This is a genomic window from Pseudonocardia yunnanensis, assembly GCF_039534065.1.
GTDB classification, from domain to species: domain Bacteria; phylum Actinomycetota; class Actinomycetes; order Mycobacteriales; family Pseudonocardiaceae; genus Pseudonocardia; species Pseudonocardia yunnanensis.
The window spans coordinates 226,747-250,119 of sequence record NZ_BAAAUS010000043.1 but is presented as its reverse complement, the minus strand read 5'-3'; the positions used below and the strand labels follow the sequence as shown (position 1 = coordinate 250,119).

At 71.0% G+C, this 23,373-nt stretch carries 17 protein-coding genes; 8 read left to right on the top strand and 9 right to left on the bottom strand.

Annotated elements, in window-relative coordinates; translation table 11 throughout:
* Positions 1 to 24: 24 nt before the first annotated feature.
* Together ABD743_RS34655 and ABD743_RS34650 are read left to right on the top strand one after the other, a co-directional pair.
* Complete coding sequence (locus ABD743_RS34655) at positions 25 to 1,182, top strand: MSMEG_0568 family radical SAM protein (RefSeq protein ID WP_344727355.1); 1,158 nt, start codon at positions 25 to 27, stop codon at positions 1,180 to 1,182.
* Entirely contained in the window at positions 1,179 to 1,727 is a 549-nt protein-coding gene (locus tag ABD743_RS34650; RefSeq protein ID WP_344727353.1) for an MSMEG_0567/Sll0786 family nitrogen starvation N-acetyltransferase, read from the top strand. Before ABD743_RS34655 ends, ABD743_RS34650 begins: the two co-directional genes overlap by 4 nt.
* Here ABD743_RS34650 and glmS read toward each other — a convergent pair.
* The 7 genes from glmS to ABD743_RS34615 form a co-directional block, all read right to left on the bottom strand.
* On the bottom strand, positions 1,714 to 3,540 hold the full coding sequence (glmS, locus tag ABD743_RS34645) for a glutamine--fructose-6-phosphate transaminase (isomerizing) (protein ID WP_344727351.1): 1,827 nt from the start codon (positions 3,538 to 3,540) through the stop codon (positions 1,714 to 1,716). The genes ABD743_RS34650 and glmS overlap by 14 nt on opposite strands.
* Before the next feature lie 18 nt (positions 3,541 to 3,558).
* Positions 3,559 to 3,828 carry a hypothetical protein gene (locus ABD743_RS34640; protein WP_344727349.1) on the bottom strand — a complete coding sequence of 90 codons (270 nt, stop codon included), beginning with the start codon at positions 3,826 to 3,828 and terminating at the stop codon, positions 3,559 to 3,561.
* Positions 3,829 to 3,958: 130 nt separating this feature from the next.
* Positions 3,959 to 5,263: an amidase gene (locus ABD743_RS34635; RefSeq protein WP_344727347.1), complete on the bottom strand. Its 1,305-nt coding sequence runs from the start codon at positions 5,261 to 5,263 to the stop codon at positions 3,959 to 3,961.
* Positions 5,264 to 5,541: 278 nt separating this feature from the next.
* Positions 5,542 to 9,369, bottom strand: a complete 3,828-nt coding sequence (locus ABD743_RS34630) for an ABC transporter ATP-binding protein (protein ID WP_344727345.1) — start codon at positions 9,367 to 9,369, stop codon at positions 5,542 to 5,544.
* A 51-nt stretch (positions 9,370 to 9,420) separates the two neighbouring features.
* The gene (locus ABD743_RS34625) at positions 9,421 to 10,254 is read right to left on the bottom strand and encodes an ABC transporter permease (RefSeq protein WP_344727343.1); all 834 of its coding nucleotides are present in this window, start codon (positions 10,252 to 10,254) and stop codon (positions 9,421 to 9,423) included.
* Positions 10,239 to 11,153 carry an ABC transporter ATP-binding protein gene (locus ABD743_RS34620; protein ID WP_344727341.1) on the bottom strand — a complete coding sequence of 305 codons (915 nt, stop codon included), beginning with the start codon at positions 11,151 to 11,153 and terminating at the stop codon, positions 10,239 to 10,241. Before ABD743_RS34620 ends, ABD743_RS34625 begins: the two co-directional genes overlap by 16 nt.
* A gap of 14 nt (positions 11,154 to 11,167) precedes the next feature.
* Positions 11,168 to 11,920: an SGNH/GDSL hydrolase family protein gene (locus ABD743_RS34615; protein WP_344727339.1), complete on the bottom strand. Its 753-nt coding sequence runs from the start codon at positions 11,918 to 11,920 to the stop codon at positions 11,168 to 11,170.
* A 215-nt stretch (positions 11,921 to 12,135) separates the two neighbouring features.
* Between ABD743_RS34615 and ABD743_RS34610 the strand changes: the two genes are divergently transcribed.
* On the top strand, positions 12,136 to 13,698 hold the full coding sequence (locus ABD743_RS34610; protein WP_344727338.1) for a long-chain-fatty-acid--CoA ligase: 1,563 nt from the start codon (positions 12,136 to 12,138) through the stop codon (positions 13,696 to 13,698).
* 173 nt (positions 13,699 to 13,871) lie between these two features.
* Here the strand turns inward: ABD743_RS34610 and ABD743_RS34605 are convergent, their stop codons facing one another.
* Positions 13,872 to 14,333: an NUDIX domain-containing protein gene (locus ABD743_RS34605; protein WP_344727336.1), complete on the bottom strand. Its 462-nt coding sequence runs from the start codon at positions 14,331 to 14,333 to the stop codon at positions 13,872 to 13,874.
* A 27-nt stretch (positions 14,334 to 14,360) separates the two neighbouring features.
* Between ABD743_RS34605 and ABD743_RS34600 the strand changes: the two genes are divergently transcribed.
* From ABD743_RS34600 to ABD743_RS34580, 5 genes are all read left to right on the top strand, one after another.
* Positions 14,361 to 15,077, top strand: coding sequence for a dienelactone hydrolase family protein (locus ABD743_RS34600; RefSeq protein WP_344727334.1), 717 nt, complete (start codon positions 14,361 to 14,363; stop codon positions 15,075 to 15,077).
* Between the two features lie 1,607 nt (positions 15,078 to 16,684).
* Positions 16,685 to 17,716, top strand: coding sequence for an LLM class F420-dependent oxidoreductase (locus ABD743_RS34595; RefSeq protein WP_344727332.1), 1,032 nt, complete (start codon positions 16,685 to 16,687; stop codon positions 17,714 to 17,716).
* 81 nt (positions 17,717 to 17,797) lie between these two features.
* Entirely contained in the window at positions 17,798 to 18,580 is a 783-nt protein-coding gene (locus tag ABD743_RS34590) for a hypothetical protein (RefSeq protein ID WP_344727330.1), read from the top strand.
* 193 nt (positions 18,581 to 18,773) lie between these two features.
* Positions 18,774 to 22,580 (top strand): multifunctional oxoglutarate decarboxylase/oxoglutarate dehydrogenase thiamine pyrophosphate-binding subunit/dihydrolipoyllysine-residue succinyltransferase subunit, encoded by a 3,807-nt coding sequence (locus ABD743_RS34585; protein WP_379659184.1) that lies wholly within the window; start codon positions 18,774 to 18,776, stop codon positions 22,578 to 22,580.
* A gap of 20 nt (positions 22,581 to 22,600) precedes the next feature.
* Positions 22,601 to 22,783, top strand: coding sequence for a DUF6104 family protein (locus ABD743_RS34580; RefSeq protein WP_344727326.1), 183 nt, complete (start codon positions 22,601 to 22,603; stop codon positions 22,781 to 22,783).
* A 56-nt stretch (positions 22,784 to 22,839) separates the two neighbouring features.
* On the opposite strand, the gene ABD743_RS34575 is transcribed toward ABD743_RS34580, so the two are convergent.
* Entirely contained in the window at positions 22,840 to 23,373 is a 534-nt protein-coding gene (locus ABD743_RS34575) for a helix-turn-helix domain-containing protein (RefSeq protein ID WP_344727324.1), read from the bottom strand.

The following is a 23,373-nucleotide window of genomic DNA, read 5'->3' as shown; positions in this document are numbered from 1 at the left end:
ACTCTAGTGAACGACGGGGGCCACATGACCGCGGTGGACGACGGCACCACCCTCGGGGTGGCCGGGCTGATCATGGAACTGCAGAGTGTGGGCCTGCGACTGGAGACCCGTCTGGAGACGTCCCGCCAAGGCGGCGCCGGCCCGTCGGACTCGGGCATGCTGTGGATCGAGGGCGTGCCCGTCACCGTGCCGCCCAGCGAGTCCTCGCCCTACTCGTTGCGAGCGGAGGACGACGGCCAGGGCATCTACCGCGACGGCACCAAGGTCGCGTCGGTGTCGGGCACGGCGAGGCCGCGGTTCTACGACCTCACCACCGCCGACGGCATCCCGTACCACCACATCGCGCTGCTGCACCTGGACTCGCTCGCGTCCACCGTCGTGCAGGCGTGCAACTACTGGGGCAACTCCGACCAGTGCGGCTTCTGCGGCATCGGGCTTTCCCTCGCCGCCGGCCGCACGATCGCGAAGAAGACCCCGGAGATGCTTGCCGAGGTGGCCGTCGCCGCGAAGGAACTGGACGGCGCGGTCGACGCCACCCTCACCACCGGCTCGTCGGTGGCGCCCGACCGGGGCGCGCTCTACGTCGCCCGGTGCGGCCAGGCGGTGAAGGAGGCCGCCGGGCTGCCGGTGGAGGTGCAGTTCGAGCCGCCCCGCGACCTCACGACCATCAACCAGGTGCACGACATGGGCGTCGACGCGCTCGGCATCCACGTCGAGTCGTTCGACCCGGCGGTGCTCGCCCGCGTCGCCCCCGGCAAGTTCCGCACCGGCATCGAGACGTACTTCCGCACCTGGGAGCACGCCGTCGCGCTCTTCGGCGAGGGCCGGGTCTCCACCTACGTCATCCTCGGCATGGGCGAGGACCCCGACCTGACGGTGGAGATGTGCAAGCGCGCCGTCGACATCGGCGTCTATCCGTTCGTGGTGCCGCTGCGGCCCGTGGCCGGCTCGCTCATGCAGGACGTGCCCGCTCCATCGCGCGAGTACACCGAGCCGATCTACCGCAAGGTGGCCGGTTTCCTCGCCGAGCGCGGGCTCGGCGCCGAGACGGCCGTCGCCGGCTGCGCCCGGTGCCAGGCCTGTTCCTCGCTGAACCTCGTGCAGCACGCCGGCGCCCCCGCACCGTGCGGTCCCACCGGCAGCGGTGCCCCGCTGTTGCAGATCGGCAAGCGGCCGGAATGAGTGCGCCAGCGCTGTCCCGGCCGTCGCGGGTACGCCCGGTGCCGGCGGTGAACGTGCTGGTGGGTGTGGATCCGGTGCACTGCCGTCCCGCCCGTGACGCCGCTGGGATCGCCGCGCACCACCGCATCCGGCACGTCGTGTTCGTGGAGGAGCAGGGAGTCTTCGCCGAAACCGACATGGACGCCCACGACGCCCGCACCGACGTGATCCACGTGCTCGCGCTGCACGCCGGGCGCCCAGCCGGGGCGGTTCGCCTCTACCCGACCGGACCGGGCGAGTGGCTGGGCGACCGGCTCGCGGTACTGCCGGAGTTCCGCACGGCGAACCTGGGCGCACCGCTGGTGCGGTTCGCCGTGGGTGCCGCAGGTGCGCGAGGCGCGCGGCTGATGCGCGCTCACGTGCAGGTGGCCAACGAGCGGTTCTTCCAGCGCCTCGGTTGGCACACCGACGGCGCGGTGGAGACCTACGTCGGCCACCCGCACGTGCCGATGTGCATCGAGCCGGTGGCGCCCTGTCCCTGGCTCGCCGGAGCTACTCCACCGTGACGCTCTTGGCGAGGTTGCGCGGCTTGTCCACGTCTCGGCCCAGTGCCACCGCGGCGTGGTAGGCGAGGAGCTGCAGCGGTACCGAGAGCAGGATCGGGTCGAGCTCCGGCTCGCTTCTCGGGATCACCAGGGTGCGGTCGGCCAGGTCGGACGGCAGATCGCGGTGGGCGATCGCGATCACGGGCCCCTTGCGTGCCTTGATCTCCGACAAGGTCGAGGTGTTCTTCTCGAGCAGGTCGTCGTCGGGCACCACCGCGACCGTCGGCAGCTCGGGGCTCACCAGCGCGAGCGGGCCGTGCTTGAGCTCGGCCGAGGGGTAGGCCTCCGCGTGCACGTAGGAGACCTCCTTGAGCTTCTGCGCGCCCTCGCGAGCCACCGGCCATCCCCGGCGGCGGCCGACGAACAGCACGCTGTTGCTCGTGGCGATCTCCCGGGCCACCTCGGCGATCGCGTCCTCCTGCTCGAGGATCCGCGCGACCTGGCCGGGCAGCGCGAGCAGCCCGGCGATGATCCGGCGCCCCTGCTCGGGCGAGAGGTCCCGGATGCGCCCGAGGTGCAGCGCGAGCAGGGCGAACGCGGTCACCGTGGAGGTGAACGACTTCGTCGCGGCCACCGACATCTCCGGGCCGGCATGCAGGTAGATGCCGCCGTCCACCTGGCGGGCGATCGTGGAGCCGACGACGTTGACGATCCCGATCACACGGCCGCCCTTGCGCTGCAGCTCCTGCACCGCGGCGAGCGTGTCGATCGTCTCGCCGGACTGGCTGACGGCGACGTAGAGCGTGTCGGGCTCGACCACCGGGTTGCGGTAGCGGAACTCCGATGCCGCCTCCGCCGTGGCCGGCACGCGGGCCAGGTCCTCGATCAGCTGCGCGCCGAGCTCGCCCGCATAGCACGCCGTGCCGCAGCCGAGGATCTTCACGCGGCGGATCTCCCGGGCCTCGCGCACGGTGAGGTTGAGGCCACCGAGGTGGGCGGTGGCGAACCGCTCGTCGATACGGCCCTTCAGCGCCCGCTCGATCGTCCTCGGCTGCTCCTGGATCTCCTTGATCAGGTAGTGCGCGTGGTCGCCGATCTCGGCCCCGACGATGTCCCAGTCGATCGTGGACGGGCTCTTCGCGGTGGACCGGTCGTCGAGGGTGTAGGTGCGGTAGCCGCCCGCGGTGATCGTCGCGAGCTCGCCGTCGTCGAGGTAGACGACCTGGCGGGTGTACCCGATCAGCGCGGCGACGTCGGACGCCACGAACATCTCCTTCTCCCCGACGCCCAGCAGCACCGGGCTGCCGTTGCGGGCGACGACGATCCGGTCCGGGTGCTCCGCGTCCAGCACCGCGAGCCCGTAGGCCCCGACCACCTGGCGCAGCGCCTGCCGCACGGCCTGCTCCAGGTCGCCCGCCCCCGCCGCGAACGCCGCCGCCACCAGGTGCGCCACGACCTCGGTGTCGGTCTGTGAGGCGAACTCGACGCCGTCGGCGGTGAGCTTGGCGCGCAGCTCGTCGGCGTTCTCGATGATCCCGTTGTGCACCACCGCGATCCGACCCGCTGTGTCCAGCTGCGGGTGGGCATTGGCCTCGCTCGGCTCGCCGTGCGTGGCCCAGCGCGTATGCCCGATGCCGGGCGCCCCCTTGAACCGAGCCGGTAGGTCGGCCGCGAGGTCGGCGACCCGGCCGCTCACCTTGCGTACTTTCAGCCCGCCCTTGGCACTCAGTGCGAGCCCGGCGCTGTCGTAGCCGCGGTACTCCAGCCGCCCGAGCCCCTCCAGCAGGATCGGACCAGCGTCCTGGGGCCCCACGTAACCGACGATGCCGCACATACAGTTCCTCCCGGTCGACTAGCCGTAGACCATCCGCCGCAGCTGACGGGCCGACTGCGGCGGCGGCGCGACCCGCCGTGACGCCAGCTCGGCACCCACCACCGCGAAGATCTGGTCGTTCGTGAGCCCGCGGTTCTTCAGCTCCGCGTGCCGCCGCCGGACGTAATCCGGCAACTGCTCGGCGAAGTACCCGACGACCTCAGCCACCACCCGCGCCGCCTCACTCGTATTGAGCGGGGTGCTACGAACCAGGTGGGCGATCAGGTCGTCGTATGGTCCGGCGGGCACGAGAGGAGATAGTGCCCTGCAGAGGCGTGGAAACCCAACTTTCCTGCCCGACATCGGGCAGGATTCGACCGGTTCGTGGGACCCAGGGCCCCGGTACGGCTCGACGACGGTGGCCGTTCGGCTCGTGAGATCAGGGAGCGAAGGGCGAACCGACGATGCCGGCGATGATCTTCGTGGCCTGCAGCGTGGCGCCATCCTGGCCCTCCGGGCCGATCGTCTGCAGGCCCAGCGGAAGGTTCTCGGCCTCGGTTGCCCCCATCGGGCAGGCGACGCTGGGCACGGCCAGGTAGCTCCACAACCTGCCGCACAGGCCATTACCCGTGGTGGCCAGGCCCGGCGTGGCAGGGCCCAGTGCCGCCGGGGTGAGCAGGAGATCGCAGTCCGCCCACACCCCGGCGAGGGCGGCCCGGTCGGACTCACGACCTTCCATGGCCTGGACGTAGGTCTTCTCGCTGACGCGACGACCCTCCTCCAGCATGTCGAGAAGCGCGGCGGTGACCTGCGACTCCTCACCGTGGATGCGCGGTGCGAGCAGCGCCGCGATCTCGTGCGTCATGATCTGCCACTGACGCTCGATGCCCGCGTCCACCGAGAAGGGCAGGGGATCGACGTCGACCACCGACAATCCCGCCTGTCGCAGCTCCTCGCCCGCCCGGGCCAGCAGCCCCTGCATCTCCGGGTGCCATTCGTTCGAGGTCGGACCGGCATGCAGACCGACGCGCAGGTTCGTCGGGGCGGGTGGCGCCGGCAGTTCGCCGAGGAAGATCTCGTGCAGCAACAGGAAGTCGTCCACCGAGCGCGCCAGGAAGCCCAACGTGTCCAGGGTGTCGGATGTGGCGAGCATGCCCTCCAGCGGCAGGCGACCGAAGCTCGCCTTCCAGCCGTACACGCCGCAGAAGGCAGCAGGGCGAACGAGCGAGCTCACGGTCTGGCTCCCACTCGCCAGCGGCACATGATGATCGGCCAGCGCCGCCGCCGAGCCGGAGGAGGAACCGCCCGGCGTACGGCCGGGTGCCCGCGGGTTGCGCGTGGGACCGGGCGGAAAGGTGGCGAATTCCGTGGTGACCGTTTTTCCCAGAATCACCGCACCTTCGACACGTAGCTTCGCCACATGTGCGGCATCCCGCCGGGGCTTGTTGTTCCGGTATATCGGCGAGCCGAAACGGGTGAAGAAGGGCACGGCGTCGGCGTTGTCCTTGATGCCGACCGGAACGCCGTGCAGCGCACCCTGTGGGGGCGTGGCATCACGCACCGCGGCCTCGGCCAGCGCAGGCTCCGCACCCACTTCGACCCAGGCCTGGAGATCGGGGTCGCGCTCCTTGATCCGCTCGAGACAGGCCGTGACCAGCTGCACCGACGTCAGGCTTCGGGCTCGGATGCGCCGGGCGGCCTCCGTAGCCGTCAGAGCCACGAGATCGCCTCGCTCCACCGTCATGCCGGGTTCCCTTCCCGCATTCCCCGGCCGCCGTTGGTCGGACACACCCCACCGAATTCGTCCATCCCGAGGGTAGCCATTGCCCACGACCGGGGTCGCACAATGTACCCGGAAATCACAGGCGAGCGCGTTCGGGAATTCTCCTGCGAGCGCTTCCGTGGAATCGCGGCTTCCGACCGGCCGGGCGCCGTCCGCCATTTCTGTTTCCGGACGGGCCAGCCGGCCGCGGCTGCCCGGAATACGGGCGTGATGCCGGGTCCGGAGTGCAGCGGTTCGGGCTATGCCGCGGGCTCCAGCTCTCCCGCCTGCCACAGCCGGGCGTAATAGCCGCCCATGGCAAGTAGCTCCGCATGCGTTCCCGTCTCGACGATGCGACCGTCGTCGAGCACCACGATCCGGTCGGCCCGTGCGGCCGTGGCCAGCCGGTGTGCGACCACGAACGCGGTGCGTCGGGACGTCACGCGGTCGCTCGCGGCGAGCACGGCGGCCTCGGTGGCAGGGTCGAGTGCGGCAGTGGCCTCGTCGAACAGCAGCACGTCGGGGTTGGCCAGCTCCGCTCGGGCGAGCGCCACCAGCTGTCGCTGCCCGGCCGACAGCCCCTGTCCACGCTCCCCGACCACCTGCCGGAACCCGGCAGGCAGGCTGCGCACCAGATCCAACGCTCCGACCGCGCGGGCCGCGGCCTCGATCTCGGCAGGTGTGGCGTCCGGACGGGCGTAGGCGATGTTGGCGGCGACGTCGCCGGTGAACAGGTGCGGCTCCTGCGGGACGATGCCGAGCCTGCGCCGATACTCGCCCAGCGGGTAGTTCCGCACGTCCACCCCGTCGACGAGCACCGCTCCCGTGCCTGCGTCGTAGAACCGGGCGAGCAGCTTGACCACAGTGGACTTGCCCGCACCGGTGGCTCCGACCAGCGCGATCGTCTCGCCGGGCGCAACCCGCAGGGACACGTGTTCGAGGGCGGGCCGGTCGGCCCCGGCGTAGGAGAACCCGAGGTCGCGCAGCTCCACCTCACCGCGCAGCCGCGGGGGCACCGGCACCGGGCGACCCACGGGCTCGGGCGGCACCGAAGTGGGCGTGCGCAGTAGGCCCGAGATGCGGGTGAGCCCGATACGGGCCTGCTGGTAACCGTCGAAGACCTGCGAGAGCTGCTGCACGGGAGCGAAGAACAGCCCCAGATAGAGCAGGAACGCCGTGAGTACGCCCGGTGTGAGCTCACCGGACGCGACGCGGGACGCCCCGACGCCCAGCACCACCGCCTGCGCGACGTCGGAAAGGAACGCCACGAAGGGAAAGAAGATGGCGATGTAGCGCTGCGCGCGCAGCCGTGAATGGCGGTAGGCCAGGCTGCGCTCGCCGAAGGTGGTGGCGCTGTGCTCCTCCCGGACATAGGCCTGCGCGACACGCACACCTGAGACGTTCTCCTGCAGGTCGGCGTTGACGATGCTGACCTTTTCGCGGGCGTCGGCGTACGCCACCGACGACAACCTGCGGAACACCACGGTGGCGATCACCAGCACGGGCAGCGCGGCGAGCGCAACGAGGGCCAGCTCCGCATCGGTGACGAGGAGCGCCACGGCCACACCGACGATCGTGAGCAGGCTGACCACCGCCTGCGCCAGCCCGGTCTGCAGGAACGTCGAGAGCGCGTCGACGTCGGTGGTCATCCTGGTCATGATCCGGCCGGACAGCTCGCGCTCGTAGTAGTCCAGCCCGAGCCGCTGCAGGTGGGCATAGCTGCGCACCCGCAGCAGGTAGAGCAGGCTCTCCCCGGCCCGCGAGGCCACCACGGTCTGCGCGGCGACCACGAACCATCCGATCGCCACCAGCCCGATGCCCACCAGCGTGGCCGTGAGCAGCACGTTCGGTGAGTGCGCGGAGATCCCGCCGTCGACGGCGAGGCGCGCGACGCTCGGGAACATGAGGGCGTTGAGGGCGTCGAGCGCCACGAGCACGATCGCGAGGACGAGCAGCGCGCGTACCGGGCGCAGCAGCCGGGATAGCCGGAAGCCAGGGTCGGGCGCGGCGGGGTCGAGGTTGCCGAGGCGGGGTTGTTCGGTGGCGGGCGGCAGCGCCTGCACCGCGGCCAGCAGCTCCGGTGTGGCGGGCACGGCGCCCGCCATCGCGGCCGATCCGCCGCCTCCCATGCCACCGCCTCGGCCTGCACCGCCGCGACCCGCGCCACCTCCTGCGCGCAGACCGCCCCCCGGCACACCGGCCATCGCGGCAGCAGCGCGGAGAGCCGCTCCGGACGCGGCGGCCGCCGGAGCGCTGGCGTCCGGTTCGGGCCAGAGCTCCGGCGTGGCACCCACGTGCCGTGGCAGGCACGGCGCAGGGGGCGCGCTCGCCGCGGCGGTGGCGGCCGTCTCGTCCAGCGACGGCCCACCCACGGCGAGGAGCTCCCGGAACAGCTCGCACCGCTGCAGCAGCTCGGCCTCCGTGCCCACGTCGACCACGTGGCCGCCGTCGAGCACGGCGATCCGGTCGGCCAGGGCGAGCGTGGAACGGCGGTGGGCCACCAGCAACGTGGTGCGCTCGGCGGTGAGGGTGCGCAGCGTCTCGTGAATGGCCGCCTCGGTGGCGGTGTCGACGGCGGAGGTGGCGTCGTCGAGCACAAGAACGCGCGGTTCGGTGAGCATGGCTCTGGCGAGTGCGATGCGCTGGCGCTGGCCGCCCGACAACGTCAGCCCCCGTTCGCCGACGAGGGTGTCGTAGCCGTCGGACAGCGTCTCCACGAACGACTCGACCTGCGCCGCCCGGGCCGCCGCCCGCACCTCCTCGTCGCTCGCCTCGGGACGGCCGTAGGCGATGTTGGCCCTGATGGTGTCGGAGAACAGGAAAGCCTCTTCGAACACCACGCCGAGCTCACGCCGCAAGTCGGTGAGCCGCAGCTGGGGCAGCGGCACCCCGCCCAGCCGCAGCTCGCCCTCCTGGGGGTCGTAGAAGCGTGGCAGCAACAGCGCCACTGTGGATTTGCCTGATCCCGCGGGGCCCACCAGAGCCAGGGTCTCGCCCGGCTCGACGCGTAGCGAGACGCCGTCGAGCACCGGCTCGCGCCGCCCGTAGCCGAACCGGACGTGATCGAGCTCGACGGCCAGCGGGCCCTCGGGCAGCGACCGGGGATCCGGCGGGTCGACGACGTCGGGGCGCGAGTCGACCAGCTCGTACACGCGCTCGACCCCGGCGCGCGCGAGCTGCGCGCTCACGACGAGCGCAGCGAGGGTGCGCGCGGGGGCGACGAGCTGCGCGACGTAGGTGGTGAAGGCGAGGAAGGTACCGAGGCTGATCGAGCCGTTCAGTGCGAGCCAGCCACCGAAGCCGATCACCCCGACCTGGCCGAGCGTGGGCAGCGCGAGCAGCGTGGGGTTGAGCCGGGCGGTGAGCCGGGCGGCCCGCATGCGTTCACCGAAGAGCCGGACCGCGGCACGTTCGAGCGCGCGGACCTCGCGGCCCTCCTGCCCGAAGCCCTTGACGACCCGGACGCCGGTGACCGTCTCCTCGACGTGCTGGGCGATGTCGGCGGCACGCTGCTGCGCCGACCACGTGGCCGGGAACAGCTTCGTGCGGGCGCGCAGCGCGATCCACGTGGCGCCGGGCAGCATCACCAGCGCCACCACCGTGAGCAGCGGCGAGAGCCACAACATCGCGCCGATCGACACCACCACCAGCACGACGCTGCCGATCGAGAGCGGCACGATCGACAGCAGCGACTGCACGAGCTGCAAGTCGGTGATGGCCCGGGAGACGACCTGGCCGGTGCGCAGAGCGTCCTGGCGTTGCCCGTCGAGGCGCTGCACGGCGTCGAAGACCTGCCGGCGAAGGTCGTGCTGCACGTCGAGGGCGAGCCTGCCGCCGAGATAGCGGCGCAGGAACGCCGCGCCGAAGCGGAAGGCGGCCAGCACCAGGTAGGCCGCCACCACCGCACCGAGCACGGCGGTGGACCCGACCACCGCGTCGTCGACGGCCACGCGGGTGAGCAGTGGCCCGATGGCGTCCAGGCTGACGCCGAACACCGATGCGACCAATGCGCCGATCGCGATGCCGCGGTGGCGGAAGGAGGCTCGGACAAGCCGGCGGATCCAGCCGGGGGAAGCAGTGTCGAGCACGAACACACCGTATGTCGCGTCGCCGACACTCTCGCGTCAACGCCCGGAAGATCACGTCACATCGCGACGGCGACCTACCACCCATCCCGTCGCCGCCACCGCGGCCGTCCACACCACGAGCACGAGCAGGGCGCCCCACCACGGCGGTGGGTCCGTGACACCGGCGAGGCCCTCGACCACGGTGCCGGCGATCTCGTTGCCTCCGAGCACGTGAGCCGGGATGTCGTAGATCGCGACGTCGCCTGCGTTGCCCGGCAGATAGGGCGTGAGTCGCGGGAGCGTGTCGGAGTCGGAGTTGTTGAGCAGGCCGGAGATCAGCAGTTCCCCGAGCAGCAGGTACACGAGAATGCCGACCAGCCCGCCCACCTGGTTGCCGACCAGCACGCCCAGAGCGGATCCCAGCGCCGACCAGAGTGCGGCCACCGCCATGCCGATGAGGCTGACCGCGAGCAGTTCGACCCCGCCGGGAAACGCTGTCCCCGCATCGCCCGCGAGCCCGGCCAGCACACCGAACACCGCCACAACCGCCCCGTAGACGGCCCCGACCGCGGCGCAGGAGGCCATGGTGGCCAGCTGCACCTGCCCGCGCCGCGGGCCGAGCAGGTAGGTGGTGGTGATCGTCCGGTGGCGGAACTCCCCCGCGGTGGCGACGACGCCGTAGCTGGCCGCGAACACGGCCGTCAGGCCCAGCGCGTAGGCGAGCGACCCGATCAGGAGCGGCAGCCTGCCGTCGTCGTCGGGGATGGCAGCGGTGAACAACCCACCGAACACGTTGATGATGATCGACAGCAGCACCGCGGGCACGAGCAGCGCCCACCACAGCTTCGTGGAGAGCACCTTGCGCAGCTCGGCACGCAGCAGCCGGACCATCAGCCCGCCCCCCACGGGGCGGCGGTGAGCTGGAAGAACAGTTGCTCCAGGTCGATCTTCTCCTCCACCATCCCGTAGATCGCCACACCGGCGCCCAGCGCCACGTTCCCGATGTGCACAGGGTCGGCTCCCGCCACCCCGAGTCGTCCGTCAGGGAGGGTGTCGATCTCCAGGATCCCGGTGCGGGCCAGCGCCTCCGCCAGCTGCACGGGCGCCGAGCACCGCACCAGCACGCGCGCGCGGCGTGATCCCCGCAGCTGCGCGAGCGGCCCCTGGAACACGCAGCGCCCTCTGCTGATCACCACGAGGTGGTCGGCGGTCTGTTCGACCTCGGCGAGCACGTGGCTCGACACGAGCACCGTGCGGCCCTGGCCTGCGAAGCCCCGCAGGAACGCCCGCAGCCACGCGATGCCCTCGGGGTCGAGCCCGTTGCCCGGCTCGTCGAGGATCAGGATCTGCGGATCACCGAGCAGCGCCACGGCCAGGGCGAGTCGCTGCCGCATCCCCAAGGAGTAGCCGCGGACGGCGCGATCGGCGTCCTGGCTGAGACCGACGGAGGCGAGCACGTGGTCGACGGCGGCGTCCGGCACCCCGATGGCGGCCGCGCACGCCGACAGGTGTTTGCGCGCGGTGCGGGCCGGGTGGAACCCCTGCGCCTCCAGCACCGCGCCGACGACCCGGGCCGGCTCGGGCAGCTCCGCGTACGGCCCGCCGTTGACCTGCGCGCCGCCCGCGGTGGGCGTGACGAGCCCGAGGATCATCCGCAGGGTCGTGGTCTTGCCGGAGCCGTTGGGGCCGAGGAAGCCGGTGACCGCGCCGGGCTCCACGGAGAAACTCACGCCGTCCACCGCGACGACCGACCCGAACTGCTTGCTCAGCTCATGGACGGTGATGCGGCCGCTCCGATCGTTCATGCGACCGGAGCGGGCTAGTTGGGGTCGGGCACAGCAGGCACCACGGGGATGGCGGGGTCGGTGGTCGAGGCGATCTCGGCGGGGGGTCCGTCGATCGCGGCGATCACGGCCTTGGCCCACGCGGAGTGCCCGACGTCGCCGAGGATCGTGTGGTCGCGACCCCGGCCGGGGTTCGAAGGCAGCTCGGCGATGCGCAGCTGGTGGCGCGCCGCCTCCTCGCGGATCACGGAGTCGAGGGCCGGGTTCGGCCCGCCGCGTCCGATACGCGGGATGGTGCCGACGACGGAGCCTGCGGGCAGGGCGGCGATCACCTGCCGCAACGAGGTGTCCAGGCCCGGCGTGCGACGCGCGACGTCCTCGATGCCGATGACACAGCTCACGAGCGCGGCCGGCTGCTCGGACGTGAGCGCGACCAGCTCGGGCAGCTGGCGGCCCAGAACGTCCGCCACCCCGGCGCCCGCGCGCGACAGGTTCACCACGCGCCAGGCGTCGCGACGGCGCAGCAACTCGTGCACGACGCCGACATAGCTCACCTCGCGGGTGGTGGCGCCGATCCCCTGGCTCACCGAGTCGCCGAGCACGACCCACAGCGGCCCGGTGGCCGCTCGGGCCTCCATGTTGGCCGCGGCCCAGTCATCGGCGAACGCGGCCTCCCGCAGTCTCCGGGACGACGCCCCGGGCAACACGCCGCCGAGGAACCTTTCACCTCCCGCCTTGACCCGACGCGCTGTGGCACGCATGCGTGGGACCTGCAGTGGAGAACTCATGCCGGGACTCCGAGCGGTCGGCGCCTGCTGGGGGCGACACGGGGGGCGATTGTCGTCACCGTAGTCAGCCTGGGCGATCACTCACCGACTGGCCCCCTGCTTCCCCTGCGATCGGGTTCTCGCGGCGCTCACTCCTGGCTAGCATGCGGCTCGCCGCTGTGATTGTTCTCCGCTATCCCCAGCCCCGCTCCTCGTCGCCGTCGCCGGGAGGCCGCATGACCAGCCAGCTCACCGATGTCACCTCGACGCTCGCGCGATGGGAGACGGAGCGTCCGGACGCTGTCGCGATCCGCTTCGGCACCAGCGTCGTCCGGACCTGGTCGGAGCTCGCGCGGCGGGTACGGCAGAACGCGGCGGCACAGCGGGCCGAGGGGCTTCTGCCTGGCGACCGGGTGGCGGTCCTCGACCTCAACCACCCGTCCTGCCTCGAGCTCACACTGGCCTGCGCCCAGGTCGGCACGGCCAACGCCGTGGTCAACTTCCGCCTGGCCCCTCCGGAGATCGTCTACGTCGTCAACGACGCGGCGGCCCGCATCCTGTTCGTCGGGCCCGAGTTCGCCGCGGCCGTCGAGCAGGTGCGCGATCGGCTGCCGACCGTCGAGCGCGTGATCCGGGTGGGCGGGCCCGACGATGAATACGAGGCCTGGCTGGCCGCCCAGCAGCCGGACGCGGAGGTGCACCCCTCCAGCCCGGAGGACTGCTTCGTGCAGCTCTACACGTCGGGCACCACCGGGTTCCCGAAGGGCGCGATGCTCACCCACCGCGGCATGCTCGCCCATGCCCGCAACGTCGCCGTCGACTTCGAGATCGGCATCGATGCGCGGGTGCAGGTGGCGATGCCGTTGTTCCACGTCGGCGGCACCAGCTACTCACTGCTCGCGATCCTCGCCGGGGCCCAGATCATGATGTTGCGGCTCCCCGATCCGGCCGCTGTGGTGGAGATGCTCGAGTCCGAGCGGATCACGCACACGTTCCTCGTGCCCGCGCTGCTGGCGGCGATCAGCCAGGTGCCGGGCGTGGCCGACCGCGACTTCTCCTCGCTCGTCGCCCTCTCCTACGGCGCGTCCCCGATGCCGCTGCCGGTGATGCGCGCCTGCCTGAAGCTCTTTCCCGGCGTGATGCACCAGGTCTACGGAATGACCGAGGCCTGCGGAGTGGTGAGCTCGCTGGGCCCCGAGGACCACGACGACCCGACCGCGGCGCACCGCCTCGTCTCGGCCGGCACGCCGATCCACGGCGTGGAGATCGAGATCCGCGACCCTGCCACCGGTGAGCCCGTGTCCACCGGAGAGCCGGGCGAGATCTGGGTGCGCACCGAACAGTTGATGAGCGGGTACTGGGGCAAGCCGGACGCGAGCGCGGCCGCCATCACGTCCGATGGCTGGCTGCGGTCGGGGGACGGCGGTCACATCGACGCCGACGGCTACGTCTACGTTACCGACCGGATCAAGGACATGATCATCAGCGGTGGGGAGAACATCTATCCCGCCGAGATCGAACGGGTGCTGGCCGAGCATCCGGACGTCGCCGACGTCGCGGTGATCGGCGTGCCCGACGACCGGTGGGGTGAGGTCCCCAAGGCGATCGTGGTCGCGGCGCCGGGCATGGAGATCAACGGCGAGGAGCTGCTCCAGTACTGCCGTGAGCGGCTCGCCGGCTTCAAGTGCCCGAAGTCCGTGGAGACCCGCGAGGAGCTGCCGCGCAACCTCACCGGCAAGGTGCTCAAGAAGGAGCTACGCAAGCCGTACTGGGAGGGGCGGGAGCGCAGGCTGGTCTAGTGTCGCGGAAACGGGGTTCCTTGCCCGGATCCGGTGTCCAGACGGATGCATCGCAAGGCGGAGGAGGCGCCGATACCGCTGTTGTATCGGCGCCGACGACAACGCCGCGAGGCGCCGCCTGGGCGCCGGAGGCGGGTAAGACGACCTCGTTTCCTCGGCACTAGGGCGGCCGGTCAGAAGCCGTAGCTGACGATGGCGGGGAGGTCCTCTCCCCGCAGCCCTGCCAGCACGAACCGCTCGTGCGGCACGAGAGGATCGGGCAGATCGTCGAGGCTGTACCAGCGCAGGTCGGCGGCCTTTGCCTCCTCCATCAGGCGCGGCTCACCCGTCCAGCTCCGGCAGGCGAAGAAGAAGTCGACCCGCTCGTCGATCTCCTGGTGGTTGCCCTGCGTCCTGTGCATCGTGGTGAGCGGCACGAGGTCGGCGGGCTCGACGGCGATGCCGATCTCCTCCGCGACCTCACGGCAGGCGGCCGCTTGCACCGACTCGTCGACCTCCACGTGACCGGCTGCGGCCGCGGCCCAGTGGCCGTCCATATAGCCCGTGCCACGGCGCAGCTGCAGGAGCACCTCGTCGATCTCACCGACCCGTCGCAGGGGTAGGACGTATGCAGCCGGGACGACGCGGAACCTCACATCCGGAGCCTAGTTAGGCTCCCGTCCATGGTCAGCACCCGTTACGAGAAGATCACCGCCGCAGACGGAGGCGTCTTCGACGCTTTCTGCGCCGTCCCGGACTCCGACTCGGCACCGGGGGTGCTGATCTTCCAGGAGATCTTCGGCATCAACGACAACATCCGCGGGCTCGCGGAGCGGCTCGCGGCCGCCGGTTATCTGGTGCTCGCCCCCGACATGTTCTGGCGGATCGAGCCCAGGTTCGAGCGCAAGGACGAGTCGGGCATGGCCGATGGTGTCGAGCGCGTCCAGCAGCTCGACTTCCAGCTCGCCGGGTCCGACATCACCGCAACGCTCGCCCACATGCGCGCAATGCCCGCCTGCAACGGCAAGGTCGGCGGCGTGGGCTTCTGCCTCGGCGGCGCGCTCGCCTACCTATTCGCCGCCAACTCCCGCGTGGACGGCCACGGACCCGACGCGGTGGTGTCGTACTACGGCTCCGCCATCCGCGGCATGCTCGACCTGGCGGAGAAGATCGAGTGCCCGATCCTCTTCCACTACGGCGACCGCGACCCGTTCATCCCGGCCGAGGACATCGAGGCCGTGGAGCAGGCGATGGCCGGGCGACCGGACGCCACCGTGTACCGCTACGACGCGGGCCACGCCTTCTCCAACTGGGACGCGCCGTCGATGTACGACGAGGCCTCGGCCCGCGTCGCCTGGGACCGCACCATCCAGTTCCTGGACGATCACCTGCGCGCCTGATCACGCCTTCACCGCGTCGGTGAGGCCGGGCTGCCCGGCTTCTGCACCGGGCAGCTCAGATACACGGCGACAGCTTGGCGCAGCGCCGGTCGACGCGCCTGCGCCTGTCGCCGGGCTTCCCCGGCAGTGGGGAGGAACCGCATGCGCTCCTCCTGCCGCAGCGCCCGGACGCCGAAGCTCGCCCGAGACCGGCCGGGACAAGATCTGCACACAGAACGAATCGAACATGTGTTCGATTCTATCCCGACGGCCCGACAGTCTCACGACCTGCCGTAGCCGCACGTCGGACACAGCGCTGCGCTCGTAGCCGTGTCGGGGCGGGGACGCCGGGCCCACCAGCAGCGCGCATAGACGCGCTCGCCCGCGAGCGGCGCCCCGATGCAGGCGGGCACTCACGCCTGAGCCGGTCGGCTACGGCGGCGGCCGCCATCTCCCGGCGCCGCTACTGGACGCGCGCTCGGACAGCTCGCCGGCCGGGGAAGTGATCAACGGCTGGGGACGCGCAACGGCACCTGGCGCGGTCCCCGGTCCCCAAGCAGCGATCAAGACCCGAAACCCGGGCCAGCCGCGTGGGGACGCCGATCAAACTCCTGCGCCCGCGGCCATGATCACCGTCTCGGGCCCCTCAACCGAGCCTGGCGCAGCCCCCGGTCCCCAACTGGTGATCAAGACCCGAAACCCGGCCGCCCGCGTGGGGACCGCCGACCAGCACCCGCCGCTCGCGGCCATGATCACCGTCTCGGCCCCCTCAGCCGCGCCTGGTGCAGCTCCCGGCCCCCCACTGGCGATCAAGACCCGAAACCGCACACCAACCCCGGAACACCAGCCAGCACCCGCCGCCCGCGCGGCCATGATCACCATCTCGGGCCCCACAACCGCGCCTGGCACAGCCTCCGGTCCCCAACTGGCGATCAAGACCCAAAACCCGGGACACCAACCCGGGGAGCCCTGCCAGCCCGCCACCCACCCGCGGCCGTGATCACCATCTCGGGCCCCACAACGGCACCTGGCACGGTCCCCGACCCCCAAACAATGATCAAGACCCGAAACCCAGGGCCACCCGCGTGGGGACGCCGGCCAGCACCCGCCGCCCGCGGCCATGATCACCGTCTCGGACCCCACAACCGCGCCAGATGCAGCCCCCGGTCCCCAACCAACGATCAAGACCCGAAACCCGGGTCACCAACCCGGACAGCTCGGCCAGCACCCGCCGCCCGCCGCCACCCCGGAACGCCAGCCAGCACCCGCCGCCGGGAGGCCATGATCACCGTGTCGGGCCCCTCAGCCGCGCTAGGTACAGCCCCTGGTCCCCAACTGGCGATCACGACCCGAAACCCGGCCGCCACCCCGGAAACGCCGGCCAGCACTCGCCGCCCGCGCGGCCATGATCACCACCTCGGGCCCCACAACCGCGGCGGTGCAGCCCCTCGTCCCCAATCCGGCGATCAAGATCCCGTCCACGGTGGGCAGACTGGAAGCCGCGGCTCGCGGGCGGGGGAACGGGCGAGCGCGTCGCCGTGCGTGGATTGCCCCATCACGGACAGTTCGGCAAGTGTGATCGGAACGGGCTTCTTGACTGACCAGTAACCCCTGTGTTGGGTACTCCTATGCTGCTGTCGACTCAACTCCAGTACGGCGACGACCCGATCCGCAACGCGGAATCCGTGGTCGCGATGGAGCAGGCGGGTCTCGACGTCGTCTGGGTCGCCGAGGCCTACAGCTTCGACGCTGTGTCGCTCATGGGGTACCTCGCCGCCAAGACGGCGCGGGTGCAGATCGGCTCCGGCATCCTGCCCATCTACAGCCGCACCCCCGCACTGACGGCGATGACCGCGGCCGGCCTGGACGCGCTGTCGGGCGGGCGCATGATCCTGGGCCTCGGCGCGTCCGGGCCGCAGGTGATCGAGGGCTTCCACGGCGTGCCGTACGACAAGCCCGTCGCCCGCACGCGCGAGATCATCGAGATCTGCCGGAAGGTGTGGCGCCGGGAGCGGCTCACCAACGAGGGGCTGTACCCGATCCCGCTGCCGGAGGACCAGGGCACCGGGCTGGGCAAGCCGCTCAAGCTGATCAACCACCCGCGCCGGGCCGACATCCCCGTCTGGGTGGCCTCGCTGGGCGACAAGAACGTCGAGATGACGGCCGAGCTCGCCAACGGCTGGCTGCCGACCGTGCTGATGCCGGAGAAGCTGCGTGAGGTGTTCGGCCCCGCGCTGGACGCCGGGTACGCCAAGCGCGCTCCCGAGCTCGGCCCGCTGCAGATCACCGGGGGCGGGATCCTGGCCCTCGAGGAGGAGATGTTCGAGCCCGCGCGCCGGCTCGCCCGCGGGATGCTCGCCCTCTACATCGGCGGGATGGGCGCGCGCAGCCGCAACTTCTACAACACGGTCTTCCGCCGCCAGGGCTTCGCCGACGAGGCGAAGCTCGTGCAGGACCTCTACCTCGACGGCCACAAGGAGGAGGCCGCCGCGGCACTGCCGGACGAGTTCGTCGACAAGGTCACGCTCATCGGATCGCCGACGCACGTGCAGGAGCGGATCGCCGCCCTGCGCGAGGCCGGCGTCACGCACCTGCACGTGAACCCTGTCGGCAACGAGCCACTGAAGCTGCTCGCGCAGGTCAAGGAATGGATCTCCTGAGCGAGGGGGGCCGATTCCTTCCACGGACGGTCACCAAGCCACACTCTGTGTCGACCACCCCTAACGACCGCAGGAGCGCGCGTGCTCGACCTAGCCATCGCCGTGTCCGACCGATCGATGGCACCTGACCAGTACAGGTATGTCGAGACGCACGCGTGGTGGCTCGGAACCTTCGGCCTGCACCAGCACCTCACCGAACATCGGATCCGGCAGTGGGTGCCGGCCCGTCCGGAGCGTGAGTGGGTGCTGGACCGCGAGCTCACCGGCGCGCAGACCTGGCTGATGGGCTCCGCCCAGGAAGCCGCGGAGGACGGCTTCGATCTGCGGGACGTCGCACCCGTCGGCCGGTTCCGTGCGCGCTACGGCGAGTTCCGCACCGACGAGCCCGCGGAGTTCGACCAGTTCTGCGGCCCGGTCACGCCGCGGCGAGGCAGCTGGCAGTCCCCCACCCCGCAGTTCATCCTCGGGCTCCCGACCGACCCGGCCGCGCTGCTCGCACGCCTGCAGGAGGACAACCCCGGGAGCTGGTTCGGACCGTTCGCCGCGGCCGTCACGACGCTCCGCACGGCGCTGGTGCCTGCCGAGCTGCGGGCCGCGTTCTACCGCGCCCTCACCGGCCTACCCGAGGTCACATTGCAGGAGCACGTGCTGAACGTGGACGGCGTGCAGTGCCTCGCCATCGTCCATGACGCGGGCCGGACCCGCACCGAGCTATTGATCGACCCGGCCGACGGCCAGTTCGCAGGCGAACGCGACACCCTCCGCACCGACTCGCGTTGCGGACTGCGCGAGGGCACCGTCATCAGTACCACCGCGGTGCGCACAGGCCTGGTCGACGCGCCCGGCGATATCCCCCGCAGCTGATCACGGGCAGTGGCGACTCGTACACCGTCTCCCCCGGGCGCGCGGTACCCGGTCCTCATCCGAGAGGACTAACCTGGGGTGCAGTCCTCGGCGATGACGAAGCGATCCGATCAAGGCGGTCTTCAGCGTGTCCAGCAGTAGTACCTCGAATACAGCAGGCCAGTTCGGGCCCAACGAATGGCTCGTCGAGGAGATGTACCAGCGCTTCCTCGACGACCCCAGCTCGGTGGACTCCGCGTGGCACGAGTTCTTCGCGGACTACCGGCCCGGTGACGAGAAGACCAGCCCCGGTGGCAACGGCGCGCAGGCCCGTCCGGCCGCGCGATCGGCCACCACCGTCGCCCCCCCGCCCGCTCCCAGTACCGAGCCCGCCGAGCCCAGCGAGCGCCGTCGTGGCGGCGACCGCACGGCGATGACCCCGCCCGCCACCGCGAAGAGCTCCCCCAACGGCGTTGCCACCAAGGGCGCGGCCACCGCGAGCAGCCCCACCAAGAGCGCCCCGCCCACGAAGGCCACGGCCCCGGCGAAGGGCGTCGGGACCTCCGCCGAGCGGACCCCTGCCACGAGCTCGGCCGCGACCACGGGTGGCGACAAGCCGGCGGCCGGCACCACCTCCCAGGCCGCGAAGCCCAGCCCGACCAACGGCGAGGGCAGCGTCTCGCCGCTGCGCGGTGCCGCCGGTGCCGTGGTCAAGAACATGAACGCCTCGCTCACGGTCCCCACGGCCACGAGCGTGCGTGCGGTGCCGGCGAAGCTGCTCGCCGACAACCGCGTGGTGATCAACAACCAGCTCCAGCGCACCCGGGGCGGGAAGATCTCCTTCACCCACCTCATCGGGTACGCACTGGTGAAGGCGATCGCCGACTTCCCGGTCATGAACCGGCACTTCCTCGAGGAGGACGGCAAGCCCACCGTCGTCCAGCCTGCCCACGTCAACCTGGGGCTCGCGATCGACCTGGCCGGCAAGAACGGGCAGCGGTCGCTCGTGGTCGTCTCGATCAAGGGCTGCGAGGCGATGAACTTCGCCCAGTTCTGGTCGGCCTACGAGGACATGGTCCGCAAGGCGCGGGGCGGCAACCTGCAGGCCGAGGACTTCGGCGGCACCACGATCACCCTCACCAACCCGGGCACGCTGGGCACCAACCACTCGGTGCCGCGGCTCATGCAGGGCCAGGGCGCGATCATCGGCGTCGGGGCCATGGAGTACCCGGCCGAGTTCCAGGGCGCCAGCGCGGAGCGGCTGGCCGAGATCGGCGTCAGCAAGATCATCACGCTGACCTCCACCTACGACCACCGCATCATCCAGGGCGCGGAGTCCGGCGACTTCCTGCGCCGGGTGCACGCGCTGCTCCTGGGCGAGGACGGCTTCTACGACGACATCTTCCGCTCCCTGCGGGTGCCCTACGAGCCCGTCCGCTGGGTGCAGGACATCCCCGACGGCGCCGTCGACAAGACGGCCCGGGTGATCGAGCTGATCGACGCCTACCGCACGCGTGGCCACCTGATGGCCGACACCGACCCGCTGAACTACCGCCAGCGCCGCCACCCCGACCTCGACGTGCTCTCGCACGGCCTCACGCTGTGGGACCTCGACCGCGAGTTCGCCGTCGGGGGCTTCGCGGGCTCGGAACGGATGAAGCTGCGCGACGTGCTCGGTGTCCTGCGCGACGCCTACTGCCGCACGATCGGCACCGAGTACATGCACATCGCCGACCCCGAGCAGCGCGCGTGGCTGCAGGAGCGCATCGAGGTCCCGCACCAGAAGCCGAACCCGGCCGAGCAGAAGTACGTGCTGAGCAAGCTCAACGCGGCTGAGGCGTTCGAGACGTTCCTGCAGACCAAGTACGTCGGGCAGAAGCGGTTCTCGCTGGAGGGCGGCGAGACCGTCATCCCGCTGCTGGACGCCGTGCTGGACAAGGCCGCCGAGCACGAGCTCGACGAGGTCGTCATCGGCATGCCGCACCGCGGCAGGCTCAACGTGCTGGCCAACATCGTCGGCAAGCCGATCAGCCAGATCTTCCGCGAGTTCGAGGGCAACCTCGACCCCGGCCAGGCCCACGGCTCCGGCGACGTCAAGTACCACCTGGGTGCCGAAGGCAAGTACTTCCGCATGTTCGGCGACGGGGAGACCATCGTCTCGCTGGCGTCCAACCCGTCGCACCTCGAGGCCGTCGACCCGGTGCTCGAAGGCATCGTCCGGGCCAAGCAGGACCTGCTCGACAAGGGCGAGGGTGGCTTCACCGTGCTCCCGCTGATGCTGCACGGTGACGCCGCGTTCGCCGGGCAGGGTGTGGTGGCCGAGACGCTGAACCTCGCGAAGCTGCGTGGCTACCGCACCGGCGGCACGGTCCACGTCGTGATCAACAACCAGGTCGGCTTCACCACCGCCCCGGAGCACTCGCGCTCGTCGCAGTACTCCACCGACGTGGCGAAGATGATCGACGCGCCGGTCTTCCACGTGAACGGCGACGACCCCGAGGCGTGTGTGTGGGTGGCCAAGCTGGCCGTCGACTACCGCGAGCGGTGGAACAACGACGTCGTGATCGACATGATCTGCTACCGCAGGCGCGGCCACAACGAGGGCGACGACCCCTCGATGACGCAGCCGGCGATGTACGACGTGATCGACGCCAAGCGGAGCGTCCGCAAGATCTACACCGAGTCGCTGATCGGCCGTGGCGACATCTCGATGGAGGAGGCCGAGCACGCGCTGCGCGACTTCTCCAACCAGCTCGAGCACGTGTTCAACGAGGTCAGGGAGCTGGAGAAGACGCCGGCCGCGCCGAGCCCTTCGGTCGAGCAGGAGCAGTCCGTTCCCGTCGACCTCGACACCTCGGTGTCGCTCGAGGTGGTCCACCGCCTCGGCGACGTGCACGTCGAACTCCCCGAGGGCTTCACCGTGCACCAGCGGGTCAAGCCGGTGCTGCAGCGGCGCTACCAGATGTCCCGCGAGGGCGGCGTCGACTGGGCGTTCGGCGAGCTCATCGCGCTGGGCTCGCTCGCGATGGACGGCAAGCTCGTGCGGCTCTCCGGGCAGGACACCCGCCGCGGCACGTTCGTGCAGCGCCACTCGGTGGTGATCGACCGCAAGACCGGCGAGGAGTACTACCCGCTGCGCAACCTCGCCGATGACCAGGAGCGCTTCCTGCCCTACGACTCCGCGCTCTCGGAGTTCGCGGCCGTCGGCTTCGAGTACGGCTACTCGGTGGCCAACCCCAACGCCTTCGTGGCGTGGGAGGCGCAGTTCGGCGACTTCGTCAACGGGGCCCAGTCGATCATCGACGAGTTCATCTCGTCGGGTGAGGCCAAGTGGGGCCAGACCGCCGACATCGCGCTGCTGCTGCCGCACGGACTGGAGGGTCAGGGGCCGGACCACTCCTCGGGCCGCATCGAGCGCTTCCTGCAGCTGTGCGCCGAGGGCTCGATGACCGTGGCGCTGCCCTCGGAGCCCGCCAACTACTTCCACCTGCTGCGCCGGCACGCGATGGACGGGGTGCGGCGCCCGCTGATCGTCTTCACGCCGAAGTCGATGCTGCGCAACCGCGCCGTGGTGAGCCCGCTGTCCGACTTCACCGGCGGCCGGTTCCGCTCCGTGATCGACGACCCGCGCTACCGCGAGACCGACGGGCCCGCCGCCGGCGTCCGCAAGGTGCTCATGTGCAGCGGCAAGATCTACTACGAGCTGGCGGCCGCGCGCGACAAGCGGGAGATCGACGACACCGCGATCGTGCGCATCGAGCAGCTCTACCCGGTGCCCGACCGTCAGCTCGCCGCGGTGCTGGATCGCTACCCCAACGCCGACGACATCCGGTGGGTGCAGGAGGAGCCGGCCAACCAGGGTGCCTGGCCGTTCTTCGGTCTCGTGCTGCCGGAGATGCTGCCACGGCTCATCGGGTTCAAGCGGGTGTCGCGGCGCCGGATGGCCGCCCCCGCGGCCGGGTCGTCGAAGGTGCACGAGGTGGAGCAGACGGCACTGATCAACGAGGCCCTCACCGACTGAGCACCGGAAAAGGACCGACCGTGTACTTCACCGACCGCGGCATCGAGGAGCTCTCCGAGCGCCGGGGCGAGGAGCAGATCAGCGTCGAGTGGCTGGCCGACCGGCTCCGGGCCTTCGTCGACCAGAACCCGGCGTTCGAGGACGCCGTGGAGCGGTTGGCGAGCTTCCTCGCCCGCGACGACGCCGACGATCTCGTCGACTGAACCGCCGTCCGGGCCGCGGATCGCACGACGTGTGATTCGCGGCCCGCGCGGCGAGGTCAGTAGCCGGGCGGAGTGACCGAGATGACGAACTCGGCGGACTCGTCGTACGGGTTGACGTAGCGGTGCGGGAGGCGGGAGTCGAAGTAGCAGCTGTCGCCTTCGCTGAGCGCGTACTCGGTGCCGGCCACTTCGACCACCAGCCTGCCGGCCGTGACGAGCGCGCATTCCTCGCTGGGGTGCGACCACGGTTCCGCGGCCGACGCGCCTCCCGGTGAGAGCACGCCCTGCATCATCTCGAGCCGGCCCCGTCCCGGGGAGATGCGGGAGTAGGCGACACCGCCCGGCGACTGCACCCGCATCCGGCTCTCGCGCCTCACCACGGCGACGTCCTCGGGTTCGGACTCCTCGAAGAGGCTGAACAGCGGGACGTCGAGTGCGCGGGCGATCTTGCGCACGGTGACGAGGCTGGGGTCGGCGAGCTCCCGCTCGACCTGGCTGATCAGCGCGGTGGACACCTCGGCGCGGCGCGCGAGCTCGGTGACGGTGAGGCCGCGTGCTGTGCGCAGCGCGCGGATCCGGGTGCCTATCAC

Excerpts from the sequence above, each read along its gene's own strand:
- glmS (WP_344727351.1), bottom strand. The coding sequence starts at position 3,540 with ATGTGCGGCATCGTCGGTTACGTGGGGCCCCAGGACGCTGGTCCGATC.
- ABD743_RS34610 (WP_344727338.1), top strand. The coding sequence starts at position 12,136 with ATGACCAGCCAGCTCACCGATGTCACCTCGACGCTCGCGCGATGGGAG.
- ABD743_RS34655 (WP_344727355.1), top strand. The coding sequence starts at position 25 with ATGACCGCGGTGGACGACGGCACCACCCTCGGGGTGGCCGGGCTGATC.
- ABD743_RS34635 (WP_344727347.1), bottom strand. The coding sequence starts at position 5,263 with ATGACGGTGGAGCGAGGCGATCTCGTGGCTCTGACGGCTACGGAGGCC.
- ABD743_RS34620 (WP_344727341.1), bottom strand. The coding sequence starts at position 11,153 with ATGAACGATCGGAGCGGCCGCATCACCGTCCATGAGCTGAGCAAGCAG.
- ABD743_RS34600 (WP_344727334.1), top strand. The coding sequence starts at position 14,361 with ATGGTCAGCACCCGTTACGAGAAGATCACCGCCGCAGACGGAGGCGTC.
- ABD743_RS34650 (WP_344727353.1), top strand. The coding sequence starts at position 1,179 with ATGAGTGCGCCAGCGCTGTCCCGGCCGTCGCGGGTACGCCCGGTGCCG.
- ABD743_RS34615 (WP_344727339.1), bottom strand. The coding sequence starts at position 11,920 with ATGAGTTCTCCACTGCAGGTCCCACGCATGCGTGCCACAGCGCGTCGG.
- ABD743_RS34585 (WP_379659184.1), top strand. The coding sequence starts at position 18,774 with ATGTACCAGCGCTTCCTCGACGACCCCAGCTCGGTGGACTCCGCGTGG.
- ABD743_RS34595 (WP_344727332.1), top strand. The coding sequence starts at position 16,685 with ATGCTGCTGTCGACTCAACTCCAGTACGGCGACGACCCGATCCGCAAC.